Origin of the sequence: Streptomyces sp. CGMCC 4.7035 (assembly GCF_031583065.1) — a bacterium.
In the GTDB taxonomy this organism is placed as follows: Bacteria; Actinomycetota; Actinomycetes; order Streptomycetales; family Streptomycetaceae; genus Streptomyces; species Streptomyces yaanensis.
Window position 1 is genome coordinate 4660676 of the sequence record NZ_CP134053.1, and the last position, 14909, is coordinate 4675584.

Here is a 14909-nt window from a genome sequence, read left to right on the forward strand (position 1 = left end):
TTGCTCTTGTAGCGCCGAGGGCGGTCGTTCGGCGCGCGTTCGCCGGCCGTTCCCTGGCACATGCTCCGCCTCCCGCACGGCAGTTCCGGCGGGGGAAGCGGGCGGCGTCACCCCACTGCTTCCTCCTGGGCGACGGCACGCGGCGCCGCAGTGTGGGCGCGCTTGTCCAAGGTGTACCGGCGTTGCAGCGCGATGGCGATCGTCATGAGCACGGCCGGCACCAAGGTGAAGCCGTAGCGAACGGCCGCCTGCGCGCCGGAAGACTGCGTGGTGTGCTCGCCCGCGGTACTGGCCACGAACCCGCCCGCGGCCAGGCAGGCCGAGTACACGTACGGCCCCAACGCACCGCCGGTGGCCTCGGCGGCGGTCCACACGCCGGTGTAACTGCCCGCACTGGCGGTACCGGCCGGCCCGGCGGCGGCGATGACGTCGGGCACCATCGACAGCGGCATCAGTTGCATCGCGGCGAACGCGACGCCCAGCACCGCCACGGCTGCGATCAGCAGGGGCAGGCCGGCCGCGGCGCCCAGGGCCAGCACCAGCGAGCCGGCCACGAAGGCGGCCTGGGCGGCGAGCAGGCTGCGCTGCTTGCCGAGCCGCCGGGCCACCAGTACCCACAGGGGCGTGGTCAGGACCGCCGGCGCCATGAACGCCGCGATGAGCACGGTCGTGAGCGCGGAGCGGCCCAGCTCGTACTCGGCGAAGTACGGCATGGCGGCCAGTACCAGTTTCATCGTGATCGCGACGGTCAGATAGGACGCGGTCAGCGCACGGAACTGCCGGTCGCGCAGCGCCACCAGCAGCCCGCCCCGGTGCCCCGGCTCGGCCGGGGTGCCCGGCGCAGCCCCGTTGAGGCGGGCGACGCCGGTGATGCCGACCAGCATCGCCGCAAGCATGACCGCGCCGAGCAGCAGAGCCATTCTCGTGTAATCGCCGACGTCCGGATCGTCGCCGGCGACCACCGGCGCGGCCACGCCGGCGAGCAGGACGCTCACGGTGATCACGACATTGCGGTAGCCCATGAGGCGGGTCCGCTCGTGGTAGCCGATGCCCAGGTCGGCCGGTGTGGCGAGGTAGGAGACCTGGTAGCACGAGTAGAGCAGTTTGCCGGCGACCAGCGCCACCGCGACCCATATCGCGGCGGTTGTCCCGTGCAGGTCCGACGGCACGGCGAACACGGCCACGAAGGCGAGCACCACGGCGCAGCCGGCCACCATCAGTTGCCGGCGGTGGCCGCGGCCGGCCAGGTTGGCATCGGAGATCCGGCCCACCCACGGGCGCACCACGATGTCGGCGACATTCGGCAGCAGCAGCGCGAGGCCGGCCGTCTGCGGCGGCACGGCCAGGACGTCGGTCAGGAAGTACAGCAGGAAGATGCCGGGCACGGTGACCCAGATGCCCATGCCGATCGAACCGGCGGCGAACGGGGCAAGTGCGCGGAGGGGGAGCCGAGCGTTGGTCATGAGCCGCCTTCCGGGAATCCACCACAGGGGACTGTCGTTGCTCGCTTGCGTTCTCAGAAGGCCAGGGCCAGTCGGCGTACGGCCTCCCGCAGTTCTTCCGGAGTGCGGTCGCTGTAGGCGAACCGCAGGTGGCGGGCCGAAGACCGCCGCCGGGGGTCCGCCGCGAAGAACTCGCCCGGCTGGTAGATCACGCCGTGGGCGGCCGCCCGCCGAAACAGCGCTGCGGGGTCCACAGCGTCGTCGGTGAGCCGCGGCCAGAGGAACAGCCCGCCTTCGGGGGCCACGACGTGGAGGGCGCCCGGGAGTTGTTCCCGCAGGGCGTCGATCAGCACGCCGGCGCGTTCTTGGTACAGCGCGGTGGCGCCGCGCACGATCCCGTCGAACCATTCGGCGTCGTCGGTGAGCAGCCGTTCGATGATCGCCTGGGTCACCGAGGATGTGTGGACGTCGAGGCGGTTGCGCAGCCGGATCACCGGGTCCACGAGGTGGTCCGGCAGAACCAGCCAGCCCACGCGCCAGCCGGGGCCGAGGGTCTTGGTGAAGGTGTTGACGTGGATCGCCCGATCCGACTGGTTGAAGACCGCGACACCCTGGTCCTGGCCGCCGAAGCGCAGTTCGCGGTACGGATTGTCGACGATCACGTAGAAGCCGTACCGCTCGGCGAGCTCGATCAGTGCCTGCCGCTTCGGCGCCGAGAGACTGACCTGGGCAGGGTTGTGGAAGTCGGGCACGGTGTAGGCCGCGGCGATCCGGGCGCCGGTGGCGAGCCGCCGGGCGAGGTGCTCGACATCGAAGCCGTCGGCCACGACCGGTACCGGCAGGATCCGCGTCGTCGAGACCTCCAGGGCCCAAAGGAAACCCGGGAACACCGGATCGTCCACCGCGACGGTGGCACCCCGCTCGACTACGGTCAGCACCGCCAGCGCGAGGCCGTGCATGCCGCCGTTCGTCACCACGATCCGGCTCGGGTCGACGCCCTCCCGTTTTGCGATCCAGTCGCACAGCGCGGCGGATCCGCGCGTCGGCGCATACTGCAGGCTCGCGACCGCGGCGTCGGGGGCCTGCCACAGCTGCGCCGATGCCTTCCCGATCGCCTCGACCGGCAAAGCCGCGGGCGCGGGGATGCCACCCAGCAGGCGAATCGTTCCGGGGGCAGGGGCGGCCAGGCTGGCGTCGACGAAGCCCTTCGGCGCCGAGAGCCCACGGGCCAGGGCCGTCAGCCCGCTCTGTTCCTCAGGGCCTGCGGTCATGCGTTGCCTCCAAGTCCTGAGAGGAGTCGTTCGGCGCGTCGCGCGAACAGGTGCGCCTCACATGCGGTGGATTGCGTGTAGGCCCGTTCGGCGGCGGCCCTAACAGCGGTGAGGGGTACACCGCGGGCCTGCAGCAGGCGCGCCTTCAGCAGCAGGAGCAGCCCTTCGGCGTAACGCTGGCCGTAGTCCCACATCGCCTGGTCGGCTCGGTCGAGAGCGGCGTCGGCCCGATCGGGCAATCCGGCTGCCAGCCACATCTCGGCGATCAGTGCGTAGTGGTAGGCGATGCCCCATTGCGGCGGATGGAGCAGGTTGGCGACCAGGAGTTCCTCGGCCTCGGCCGCGGCGCCGGCCGGATCCTCGCCGGTGAGGGCGCGTGCCCAGCACCAGCTCTGCCGTATGTAGTGGTCGATCTGGGCGCGGAGACGGGCGAGGCCGGCGGCGACCCACCGCTCGCCGGCTCGCCGTGCCGCTTCGGCGTCCCCGGCCATGGAAGCGATCATGGTCGTGTAGTAGACCCAGACCGAGGCCGCGTACGGGTCCCCCGGAGTGTCCCAGGTGTCGACGAAAGCCAGCGCCGCGTCGACATCACCGTGCAGCGCGGTCATGACTGCCCGCCAGCCGGGCCCTTCCCCGGGAATGCTGCCATCCCTCCGGAGCGGTGTCTCTTCGTCCGGGGCGACGGTGCCGCCGGCAGCGGCGACATCCTCCTTGATGAAGGACCGGTACGCCTCGCCGATGTTGCCGATGTCCCACTGATGCAGGCCCCAGGCCTGCCGGCCGTAGCGTCGGACGGCCGGATCGGAGGACACCTGACCGAGCTCGTGCATGCGGCGGGCCAACTGCCCGCGGCCCTTCTCGATGGAGGTGTAGGCACCCATCAGACGGATGAAGAGGAAGTCGGCGGCCTCCGCCTCCCGGCCGAGGGTGCGGGCCAGGTATTCGGCCCGCTCCAGCAGATCGAATGTCGAGGCGTCGTACCCCGACTGTCGTCTGACGACGATGGCGAGCAGCGTGAGGGCGGAGAACTCCAGCTCCATGAGTCCGGAAGCCCGGGTGACCTGTATGGCGGAGCGCAGCTGCCGATTGGCGGACTCGAAGGCAAGTTTGGCTGCCGCACGGCGCCCGGCGCGGATCAGCGCCTCCGCCGTGCGAACGGGCTCGGCGAGGGGGCCGGCGGCCCACAGGTGGTATGCGAGGCGTTCGGCGACGTCCTCGTCGTCGGCATGGATCTGTTCGAGCGCGTCCGCGACGCGCAGATGCAGCTGGGTGACCTGCTGTTTCGTCGCGGTCTCGGAGACCGACTCGCGCACCAGGTCGTGCGCGAAGCGGAGCGAGGACGGGTCGTGCGGCCCGGGTTCGAGCAGCCCGAGCGTATGCAGCGGTTCCAGGTGATGGAGACAGTCCGCGACGTCCACACCGGTGGCGCGGGACAGCAGTCTGAGGTCGACGTCGCGGCCGATGAGCGCGGCCACGTGCAGCAGGTCGCGGGCGCGGTCGTCGAGCCCGGCCATCCGGTCGCGGACGACGTCATGGACGGTGGAGGGGACCCTGGCCGAGGCGGAGGTGTCGCCGTCGCCGATCGCGCCGTTCCCGCTGAGGAGCCGGGACAGTTCGCGGACGAAGAACGGATTGCCGGAGGTACGGGCGTGGATGGCGCGGGCGACGTCGTCGCCGGGATCCTGGCCGGCTTCGTGGCGGATGAGTGCGGCCACGTCGGCCGGACCGAGCGGGCCGAGCCGGAACCTCCGATGACCGGGCCGCCGGCTGGCAGCGGCCAGCACCCGGGAGAGGCCCGGGCTGAGTGTGGGTGCGCGGTCGCGTAGCGCGCCGATGATCGCGGTGCCCTGGGGCAGCCGCCCCGCCAGGTGCTGCAACAACTGCAGGGAGGTGGCGTCGGCCCATTGGAGGTCATCGAGTATCAGGAGGATCGGCCGCCGCGCCGACGCTTGTCCGACCAGGGCGACGACCTGTTCGAACAGCCGGAACTGGGCGTTGCCGTCGGGGAGTTCCCGGGTCGCGTGGTCCCGCGCCGCAAGGAGGCTTCCCAGCCCGCCGGTGAGCCACTGTTCGCTCGCCGGAGCGGGCAGACTGCGGACGACCTGGCTCAGGGCCTGCTCCCACGGCCACATCGCCGGTGTCCCATCGCCCTCCAGGCAGGAGCCCCAGACGGTGAGTGCACCCAGCCGGCCCGCCACGGCGGCGGCCTCCTCCAGCAGCCGGGTCTTGCCTGCCCCCGGTTCGCCTTCGACGACGCCGATCGCGGTGTCGCCGGCGAGTGCGCGCTCCACGATGCGCCGCAGCGTGGCGAGTTCCTCGGTCCGGCCGATCAAGGTGGCCGCCGTGGTCCGCCCGATCTCCTCGTCCGCCTCCCGCACGAGCGGCGACGCCGGGGGCTGGGTGAGAATCCGCCGCTGTGCGTTCTCCAGCGCCGGACCCGGGTCGATGCCGAGCTCGTCGGCGAGCCGGTCGCGGACCTGACGAAACACCGACAGTGCCTCCGCCTGGCGTCCGGCAGCGCCGAGAACGCCGACGAGACCGGCAAGCACGGGTTCGTTGAACGGTGCCATCGATGCGGCCAGTTGCAGAGCCGCAAGCACCCGCTCCGGTTGCCTCATCGGCACGGCGAGCTCCGCCGCCGCCGTGCACGCGTCGTAGAACTCGTTGTTGAGTGCGGCGAAGACCGTCGTGGCGATTGTCCCGTCGGCGATGCCGTCGCCCGCCGGGCCGTGCCAGAGCCCGAGCGCTCCGACGTAGTGATCGAGGGCCACCTCGTGATCGTGCCGAGTCAGCGCGGCCCTGGCGGCATCGACGCGTTCTCGGAAGGCGACGAGGTCCAGCGTGGCGGCGTCGGCGGCGAAAAGGTAGGAATTGCCGCGACGGTGGAGGAACGAGCCGGCTTCGCGAGCGGGCAGCAGAGGCTCGAGCAGCCGTCGCAACGTGCCGATGTACTTCTGAAGGACGTTCAAGGCGCTGGAGGGGACGGCATCACCCCAGATCAGGTCGATCAGCTCGCTCGTGCTGGTCGGCCTGCCGGCGCGGGCCAGCAACAGAGCCAGGAGGTACGCCTGTTGCCGTGGCCCGGCGCCCTGTTCGACACCGTCGCGCCAGATCCGCAACGGGCCCAGGATCTGCAGATACGGCGAGCCTCTCCCGGCCGGCTGATCTTCACCGCCGGACCGGGCCGCAAGGACTGGCACCGCTGCACTCCTCGATCCCGGGGTGGACACGACGCGATCTTCGTCGGCTTCGTGCGAGTGTACGTGGACCGGCCGGATTCCACCGCTGGGTGCGGCAAGGCTCGGCCATGCCTTCGCAGGTGCCGGCGGGCGGCCCACCTCAGCGCCGATGCCGAGACGGACTTTACGGACAGCGGAGCACCGTCCACGGACGGTCCACTCTGCGTCAAGTGACGGGCGCCAGTCTTTCGGTGTGCGGCGGCGTCAGTGCCTGCCGGGCTGCTTACAAGGGGAGGGACTCACCATATGAGCCCAGTTCAACCGTTCCGGAGAATCGTGACCGGCCATGACGCGTCCGACCGTGCGGTCATCACGCAGGACGCACCGCCGACTCGCGTGGTGGAGATCGGCGGGCCTGGTGGCCCGGTCTTCTACGAGGTGTGGAATACACGCCAGACGCCGGCCGTCATCGACCGGCAGTCGGGTGAGCCGGCGGAGGACGGTCTGGTGCTCGGACCTCCCGAGCGTGGCACTCGCATCCGGGTGATCGACTTCCCTCCGGAGGACGACCGGATCCGAAACCTGACGGGGGCCGAGGCGGCCGAGAAGTTCGGGGAGATGGGCGGTGCCGACGCCGCACGGTCCGCTGCCGGCGCCCCGCATCCGTTGATGCACCGCACGCAGACGATCGACTACGGGATCGTGATCGAGGGCGAGCTCACGCTGGTTCTCGACGAGGGCGAGACCATCGTCCGCACCGGAGACATCGTGATTCAGCGCGGCACCAACCACGCATGGGCAAACCGGTCGGCCGCGAACTGCCGGGTCGCCTTCGTACTCATCGACGGCCAGTACACCGACGGACTCTGAGAAGGAGGAGCATCGTATGCGTATTCGACCCATCCCACCCAATGAGCTCAGCCCCCGACTCCGCGAGGTGCACGACGGAATCGCCGGCCTCGTCACCGAGGAGCAGGGACGCGTCGTCATCCTCGACGACGACGGCGCGCTCGTCGGGCCGTTCGCGGCGATGCTGCACTTCCCCACGTTCGGGGTTCCGGCTCTGTTTCTGCAGCGGGCGGTCGCGGCCGAGGCTCACCTCGACCCCATCGTCCGCGAGGTGGCGATCCTCACCGTCGGAGGCGCCTACGGCGCCCGGTACCTGCTGTACGCACACGAGCAGACGGCAGACGAGGTCGGCCTTCCGGCGGCACAGATCGCGACCCTGGCGGCGGGCGGTCGGCCCTCCGGGCTCAGTGACGAACAGGCCGTCGCCCACGACGTCGCGACGGCGTTGACCTCCGGGCGCATACTCCCGGACTCCACATACGACCGGGCCACGCAGTTGCTGGGCCACGACGGGGTCGGCGAGCTCGTGTTCCTCATCGGCAGCTACTGCCTCATCGCGATGGTGCTGAACTGCTTCGACGTACCGGTCCCCGGTCGGGAACCGTCAACGGCCCAGCCGTGACGACGACAAGGTGTCTGCCGGCGATTGCGGCGTTGCGGATCGTCGCTTCGTAGTGCTCGGGCATCCGGCCGGCTGCGGCGGCCGGAGCACGCGGTCAGGCCGCTCACCGGCGGTGGGCGGCCTGACTACGGATGTCAGCGGGATGTGCCGTCCGCAAGCTCGGCCATCAGTTCCTCGGCACGGCGGGCGAACAGGTGGGCCTCGCGCTCGACGGACAGTGCGTGCGCCCGCTCGGCAACGGCCCGGAGGGAGGCGACTGGCTCGCCGCGTGCCCGCAGCACCCGTGCCCGGAGCAGAAGCAGCAGGCTTTCGGCGTAGCGCTGGCCGTACGTTTCGATGGCCGAGTCCGCCCGGTCGAGCGCCGCGTCGGCCTCGTCCAGCTTTCCCGCCGCCAGCCACATCTCGCCGAGGAGCCCGTACCAGGTGGCCAGGCCCGAGCGTGGCGGGTCGGAGAGCGACGCGACGATCAGGTCCTGCGCCTCTACGGCTGCGCCGGCCGGGTCCTCGCCGGTCACAGCGCGCGCCCAGCACCGGGCCAGCCGTTGATAGCTGCCGAGGAAGCCGAACGAGAACGCGGGGTCCACGGCGATCCCGCGCTCAGCCGCGCGACGTGCCCGCACGGGGTCGCCGATCAACGCGGCGACCCGTGCGGAGTAGGTCGCCCAGACCGTCATCACGTAGGGATCGTCCCCCGCGGCGGCCTCCATCGTGTCGAGCAGGGCCAGCGCCGCGTCGGTGTCACCGTGCAGCGCGGTCATCATCGCGAGCATCCCGCCCGCCATCAGCCGCAGATCGCGCCGGAGCGGGTCTTCCTCCTGACGGGCCGGGTCGTCCAGCACGGTCCAGTCGGTCCGGCTCAGGTACCGGAACGCCTCACCGATGTTGCCGACACCCCATTGGTGGATGCCCCAGGCGTACCGGCCGTAGGCGCGCACGACCGGGTCGTCGGACGCCTCGCCCTGCTCGAGCAGCCGGCGGGCCAGCCGGCCGGCGCGGTCCAGTTTCATGCCCTGGGCGTACGCGGCCCAGCGGGAGAAGAGGAAGTCGGCGGCCTCCCGTTCCCGGTCGAGTCCACGGGAAAGATGTTCGGCCCGCTCCAGCAGGTCGACCGCCGACCCCACGTATCCCGCCCGCATGCCGTCCACCGCGGTGAACAGTGACAGGGCAGCCAGCTCCAGCTCCGCCAGGCCCGCTGTCCGTGCCACCTGCGCGGCCGAGTGAAGCTGGCGCGCGGCCGCCTCAAGAGCCAGTTTGGCCGCCGCGCACCGGCCGGCGCGGAGCAGCGCGGTCGCGGTCCGGGCCGGATCCGCGAGCGGCCCGGCAGACCACAGGTGATGGGCAAGGCGCTCGGCCACCAGCTCGGTGTCCGCGGCCCTGTGCTCCAGGGCGTCGGCGACCAGCAGGTGCAGCCGGGCCGCGCGCGGTGGCGGTATGTCCTCGGCCACCGATTCGCGGACCAGGTCGTGCGGAAATCCGAACGAGTAGGGGTCCCCGGGCGAGGGTTCGAGCAGGCCGAGCCCGTCGCACGACTCCAGGCGGTCCAGACACGTCTGGTGGTCCAGACCGGCGGCACGGGCAAGGAGAGCGAGGTCGACGGTACGGCCGATCAGCGCCGCGATCTGCAACAGGCTTCTGGCGTCGGCCCCCAGTCCGGCCGTCCGGTCGCGAACGACATCCCGGACAGTGGCCGGTACCGCGGTCCGGACCGCGGTGGCCTCCGTGAGGACATCGCCGTCGGCGAGAAACCGGGACAGCTCGCGGACGAAGAAGGGGTTGCCGGCGGTGCGGGTGTGGATGAGGCGGGTGGCACCCGGGCCCGGGTCCTGCCCCGTCTCACGGCGGACGAGTTCGGCCACCTCGGCCGGGCCGAGCGGGCCGAGCGGGATCCTGCGGTGACCGGGCAGCCGACTCGCCGCGGCGAGCATCCGCCCCAGTTCCGGGCTCGGCGCGGGCGCACGGTCGCGGAGCGCCCCGATCACGGCGGTGCCGCCCGGCAGCCGGGCCATCAGATGACGGAGCAGATCCAGCGAGGCGGCATCGGCCCACTGAAGGTCGTCGACGACGAGCACCACGGGTCGCCGCGCCGATACCTGGCGGACGAGCGCGACAGCCTCCTCGAAGAAACGGAACCGGACGCCGCTGTCCGGCAGCACCGACATCGTCTGACCGCTGCCGCGCGGTGTCACGAGACGACTGAGTTCGCCCGCCTGCCAGTCCCCCCGCGCCGGCACGTCGTCCAGGAGCGCGTTGACGACCTGCGCCCACGGCCACATCGACGGCGTGCCGTCCCCCGGCAGGCAGTGGCCCCGGACGACGAGCGCGCCACGCCGGTTCGCCTCGGCGCCGGCCTCCTCGAGCAGGCGGGTCTTGCCCACTCCGGGTTCTCCTTCGACGAGCACGAGCCCCGTCGATCCGGCGAGTGCCGATTCCACCGCATGCCGCACCACCGCCAGTTCCTCGGCCCGGCCGACCAGACTGTCGGCGGTCGGCGCCCCGACGGTGGGTGCCGCAGGCCGTTCACGGGGCATTTCCTCAGCCGGTGCCCGTTCCAGCACACGCAGGTGAGCGGCCACCAGTGCCGGGCCGGGGTCGACGCCCAGTTCCTCGGCCAGCCGGGCGCGGACGGTCCGGAACACCGACAGCGCCTCGGCCGGTTGGCCTGCGGCAGCCAGGGCGGCGATGAGACTCGCCTGCACTCTCTCGTGCAACGGCGCCATCCGGGCGGCCATGTGCAAGGACTGGAGCACACGTTCGGGCCGGCCGAGCCCTATCGCCAACTCGGCTGCCGCCACGCAGGCGTGGCGGAACTCGCCGTCCAGCCCGGCGAAGATCGCCATACCGGTCGAGCCGTAGGCGACCCCGTCGCCGGCCGAGCCGTGCCAGAGCCCCACCGCCTCCAAGTACCGGTCGAGTGCAGCAACGGGCCGCTGCTCTGCGACGGCGCCCTCGGCCGCGTCGACCAGCTCACGGAACCAGACGACGTCCAGTGTCCCGGGGGCAGCCACGAACAGGTACGCGCTCCCGCGGCGCTGCAGGTACGAGCCGGGTTCACGTGCGGGCAACGCCGGCTCCAGCAGCCGCCGGAGCGCGCCGACGTACTTCTGGAGAATGTTGACCGCCGAGACCGGGACGTCCTCGGCCCAGATCAGGTCGACCAACTCGCTGATGCTGACCGGCTCGCCCGCACGGGCGAGGAGAACGGCGAGCAGATAGGCCTGCTGCGGAGGGCCGGCGTCCAGTTCCACACCGTCTCGCCAGACCCGCAACGGACCGAGAATCTGCAGGCGTAGGGATGCGTCGGAGGAGGCCATTCCTTTTTTCCATTCCCAGTCCCGGGTCGCCCTCGCTGCCATCCGCTGCCCGTGGTGACGAAGTCACGCGGCGGGAAAGCGACTGCTGCCGCTTGCCGGCCGGAAGGGCAGAGCGAACGACCAGGGGCGACAGCGGTGATCGCGGCAGGTTCTTCGGCCGCGCAACGCGCCGAGTGCCACTGGACCGGACAGGCCGGAGTCAGAATCCGCTGTCCGTCGTGCTGTCGACGGGACGGCGCGGACAGTGACCGAGGCCGGCCCGTCCTACTGACCGATCACCAGGTCCTCGGTGGGCAGTGTCTGGCAGGCCAGCCGCCAGCCCGCCGCCAACTCGTCGGCGGAGAACATCCCCCGGTCGTCGGTCTCGTAGGCGCCGGAAAGCACCCGCACCCTGCAAGTGCCGCAAGCGCCTTCGCCGCACGACTGGGGCAATGCGACACCGACGGCGTTGGCGGCGTCGAGGACCGACTGCCCCGGGCTGCACGGGAACGCCGGGTCGCCGCCCACCGTGCCGATCATGAACTCCGTGACACCCGCCGCCGCGGCGGCGACTGCGATGGCGTGCGCCTTCTCCCGGCGGGTCTCCTTGCTCCGGCCCGACACGAACGCCTCGGTGTGGATGGCCTCTCGCGGCACCCCCAGTTCTGTCAGGCGGCCGATCAGGTCCTGCATCATGGGCGCCGGCCCGCACAGGTGCACGCGGGTCTTCGGGCCTACGTGGGGCCGCAGCTCGTCCAGACCGATCCGTCCCTCCCGTTCGGTGACGAAGATCGACACCGCCAGCCCCGGCAGCCGGGACCGCAGCGCCTCGATCTCCGGCCCGAACACCACCTCGTCCTCGGTCCGGTAGCTCGCCAGCAGGACGATCCGCCCCGTGTGACCGGCGTCGGCGGCCGCGAGCAGGACGCTCATCAGCGGGGTGATCCCGACGCCCCCGGCGATGAGCAGGAGTGTGTCCGCCTCGGTGCCTGGATCCCAGGTGAACTCGCCGTGCGGGCCACTCACGCGCAACGCCAGCCCGACCTCCAGTTCCTCATGCAGGAATCCCGAGCCCAGGCCGTCCGGCTCGTGCTTCACAGCGATCTCGACGAAGCCGCTCTCCCCGGGACTGCTGCAGATCGAGTACGACCGTTCGATCGGCTCGATGGCGACGGGCAGGTGGACCTTCACGTACTGCCCGGCGGCGAACGCGAACGGCATCGTGTCTCCGTCCAGGGGTTCGAAGCGGATCCTCCGGACCGTCGGGGTCAGCACCTCGATGCCGGCCACCCGCAAATAACCCTCCCAGGGCGTGGCCGGATCCCGGGCCACCCCGCCGGAACGGATGGCCTGCCACATCGTCCCGAGCTGCCGCGGTTTCAGGACAGCGTTCGCCGCCATCAGCCCTCCCGCCAGCGCCCCCACCACGCCGGACCCCCAGGCATCCTGCCCGGCCACGAAGAGGCCCTTGACCGGAGTACGGCATCCCGCCCGAGCCGAGCGCAACCGCTGGGGAGTCGCCGCGAGTCCGTAGAAGGAGCCCAGCACGCTGTGCTGATAGGTCTCGAACGACAGCGGCGTCGCCAGTTCGGCGAATGCGATCGTCTCCCGGAAGCCGGGCCAGCGTTCCTCCAGGCGGGCGATCAGCCGTCCGGTCAGCTCGTCCTTGAACTTCCGGTAGCTGTCCGGTCGCTCGTTCTCGGGCGTCCCGCGCCACTGGTCGACCACCTTCGGATCGACGAGTTCCAGCAGCTCCACCGTGTGGAAACGGGCGGCGGGGTTGTTGAGCGAGGCGAACGAGACGTACAGCGTGCCTTCCCCCGGAGGGCGATGAACGCTGTCGTGCTCGTCGAGATCCGGCATGAACCAGTGGTTCTCGCCGCGCAGCCCGAACTCGGCCGGCGACCGGTTCAGTCCGAGAAACAGCATGACCGCCGACCGTTCCTCGGGCAGCTCCGCCAGTTCGTGGCTTTTCCCGATCAGGGCGTACGTGTTGCGAACTCCGGCCGCCGAGACAACGGTGTCCGTCCGCACACGGTAGCGGCGGCCGGTGGCGGTGTCCTCGACGTCGACGCCGGCCACCTTGCCACCCTCGACGACGACCTCGTGAACCCTCTGCCGGGAGCGCAGCACCACGTCGTACCGCTGCAGGATCTCCAGAACGACCCGGTTGAGCTCCTGCGGGCCGCCCACGGGGTGCGCGGTGCCTTCCATGAAGAAGGTCAGCGGGACCGCCGCGTGATAGCCGAACGCGCTCGATGCCGGCGGAGTGCCGTACAGCCCCCACCGCGCGGCCAGAACGGCCCGCAGACGCGGATCGCGGAAGCTGCGGGAAACCTGGTCCCTCAACGATCGGAACGTCGACGGGAAGAGCCGCTCGACGATGGGCGCACCCGCTCTTCGTACGCCGGCGGGGAACGATGCGAAGACATTGCGCGCGGTGAGCCCGGCCATGGCCCAGCGCGTGGTCCGGAAGAAGCCGTCGATGGCGTCGGCCTCCCCGGGGAACCGTTCCTTCAGACGCGCACGGAACCGTTCCTTCGTGGCGGGGACGGCGAAATCGAACCCCGGGAAGTGCAGTGCGTCGTACTCGTCCGGCAGGGGCGAAAGCTGCGCCCGCCCGTCCGTCATGAACCCGAGGAACGGGCCGGCGCTCCCGCTCATGTAATGCAGCCCGGTGCCGAACCGGTATCGCCCGGCGCGGGAGAACTCGTGCGTCATCCCACCGAGCGTGTAGTGCTGTTCGAGGACGAGAACACGCTTCCCGCCGAACTGCGCGATCGTGCGCGCCGCCGCGAGACCGCCCATACCCGACCCGATCACCACCACATCGGCTTCCTCGTCCGACACCATCCGCACCCCCCAGTCATCCATCCTGCGAGGGATCAGATTGGCCGGACCGACTTGACGTCGACTGAATGATCAGTGAAGGCCACCCGGAACCAGGTCCCGGTCTCATTCAATTCCCGTCCAGTGCGACGTCATAGCTTTGCGCTGGGCGTGAGGGTGTGGAGCCGTGTCGTTCTTCGCTGAATTCATCCGCAAACCCACCACGGTCGCCGCGGTCACGCCTCCGGTTCGTCGACCGACGTGTCCGGACACTTCCGGCGGTCGACGTCACGCCGGCGGACGTTCCCCGCAAGCGCGGTTCGAAGAAGTGGTCGTCAGCCGGACGGTGTGAGAGAACCCGACACCCGCTCCGGTCCTTGTCGGCCGTCATCCGAAGGAGAGGTTGGTCCAGGTGAGCGGGAATCCGACGATCGTGCTCGTACACGGAGCCTTTGCCGACAGCAGCGGCTTCAACGCCGTCGCCAAGCGGCTTGTCGCCGACGGCTATCCAGTGGTCGCCGCGCCGAATCCACTTCGAGGGCTCGCCTTTGACGCGAAACACGTCAAGGCACTGCTGGACAGCATCGAGGGACCGATCGTGCTGGTCGGGCACTCGTACGGCGGTGCGGTCATCTCCACCGCCGCCGAGGGAAACGCGAACGTGAAGGCACTGGTCTACCTGGCGGCGTTCGTGCCGGAGACGGGCGAGAGCGCGCAAGCACTGGTTGAGAAATTCCCGGGCAGCACCGTGGGCGAGTCCCTCAAGCCTGTGCCGCTGCCCGACGGACAGGTAGACCTCTACATCGACCCGAAGGTCTTTCATCCCCATTTCGCGGCCGACGTGTCGGCAGAGGAAGCCACTCTCTACTCGATCACGCAACGCCCGGCCACCGGCGCCGCCCTGGGCGAGCCCGCCACCGGTCCGCAGGCATGGCACACGATCCCGAACTACAACCTGATCAGCGGCGCCGACAGGATCATCCCACCGGCGACGCAGGAGTTCATGGCCCAGCGCTCCGGCGCGAAGACCCAGGTGGTCGAGGGCGCTTCGCACATGGTGTTCGTCTCCCGGCCGGGCGCGACCGTGGCCCTCATCGAGACAGCCGTGCAGGAGCAGACGCTCCCGCAATAGCACTGCTGGTCACCGCCAGTACATCGATCCGATCCGGTGATCCATGGGAGGCAAAATGCACAAAAGCGAAAAGGCCATGAGATGGGGCCTGCGGATCCACCTTTTGTGGTACATCATCGCCAATGTGGCCCAGGTGGTGCTGTGGGGGATTCTCACACCCGACCACTTCTTCTGGCCCTTGTGGTCGATTCTGGGCTGGGGTATCGGGCTGGTGATCCACTTCTGGGTGATTCGTTCGAAGTCCCGATCACTCGTCCGGTCATGACCTGAACCATCGCAAGCAGGACCAGGGGAG

The 14909-nt window shown here is 70.4% G+C and carries 9 protein-coding genes; 4 read left to right on the forward strand and 5 right to left on the reverse strand.

Annotated elements, in window-relative coordinates; genetic code table 11:
• Positions 1-107 precede the first annotated feature (107 nt).
• From Q2K21_RS20035 to Q2K21_RS20045, 3 genes are read right to left on the reverse strand one after another with little or no spacing between them, the layout of a single operon-like run.
• Positions 108-1463, reverse strand: coding sequence for an MFS transporter (locus tag Q2K21_RS20035; RefSeq protein WP_310772825.1), 1356 nt, complete (start codon positions 1461-1463; stop codon positions 108-110).
• A 53-nt stretch (positions 1464-1516) separates the two neighbouring features.
• On the reverse strand, positions 1517-2713 hold the full coding sequence (locus Q2K21_RS20040; protein WP_310772827.1) for an aminotransferase-like domain-containing protein: 1197 nt from the start codon (positions 2711-2713) through the stop codon (positions 1517-1519).
• Positions 2710-5913 carry an ATP-binding protein gene (locus tag Q2K21_RS20045; RefSeq protein ID WP_310772829.1) on the reverse strand — a complete coding sequence of 1068 codons (3204 nt, stop codon included), beginning with the start codon at positions 5911-5913 and terminating at the stop codon, positions 2710-2712. The genes Q2K21_RS20040 and Q2K21_RS20045 overlap by 4 nt, the downstream gene beginning before the upstream one ends.
• A 315-nt stretch (positions 5914-6228) precedes the next feature.
• On the opposite strand from Q2K21_RS20045, the gene Q2K21_RS20050 reads away from it, so the two are divergent.
• Together Q2K21_RS20050 and Q2K21_RS20055 are read left to right on the forward strand one after the other, a co-directional pair.
• On the forward strand, positions 6229-6762 hold the full coding sequence (locus Q2K21_RS20050) for a cupin domain-containing protein (RefSeq protein ID WP_310772831.1): 534 nt from the start codon (positions 6229-6231) through the stop codon (positions 6760-6762).
• A gap of 16 nt (positions 6763-6778) precedes the next feature.
• Positions 6779-7363 (forward strand): carboxymuconolactone decarboxylase family protein, encoded by a 585-nt coding sequence (locus Q2K21_RS20055; protein WP_310772833.1) that lies wholly within the window; start codon positions 6779-6781, stop codon positions 7361-7363.
• 134 nt (positions 7364-7497) lie between these two features.
• On the opposite strand, the gene Q2K21_RS20060 is transcribed toward Q2K21_RS20055, so the two are convergent.
• Both Q2K21_RS20060 and Q2K21_RS20065 read right to left on the reverse strand, forming a co-directional pair.
• Positions 7498-10629, reverse strand: a complete 3132-nt coding sequence (locus Q2K21_RS20060; RefSeq protein ID WP_310772835.1) for an ATP-binding protein — start codon at positions 10627-10629, stop codon at positions 7498-7500.
• Between the two features lie 309 nt (positions 10630-10938).
• Positions 10939-13527, reverse strand: a complete 2589-nt coding sequence (locus tag Q2K21_RS20065) for an FAD-dependent oxidoreductase (protein ID WP_310772837.1) — start codon at positions 13525-13527, stop codon at positions 10939-10941.
• Positions 13528-13894: 367 nt separating this feature from the next.
• Here Q2K21_RS20065 and Q2K21_RS20070 point away from each other — a divergent pair, with 367 nt between their 5' ends.
• Together Q2K21_RS20070 and Q2K21_RS20075 are read left to right on the forward strand one after the other, a co-directional pair.
• A complete protein-coding gene (locus Q2K21_RS20070; protein WP_310772839.1) occupies positions 13895-14614 on the forward strand; it encodes an alpha/beta fold hydrolase in 720 nt (239 codons plus the stop codon).
• 55 nt (positions 14615-14669) lie between these two features.
• Positions 14670-14879: a 2TM domain-containing protein gene (locus tag Q2K21_RS20075; RefSeq protein WP_310772841.1), complete on the forward strand. Its 210-nt coding sequence runs from the start codon at positions 14670-14672 to the stop codon at positions 14877-14879.
• The last annotated feature ends 30 nt before the right edge of the window (positions 14880-14909 follow it).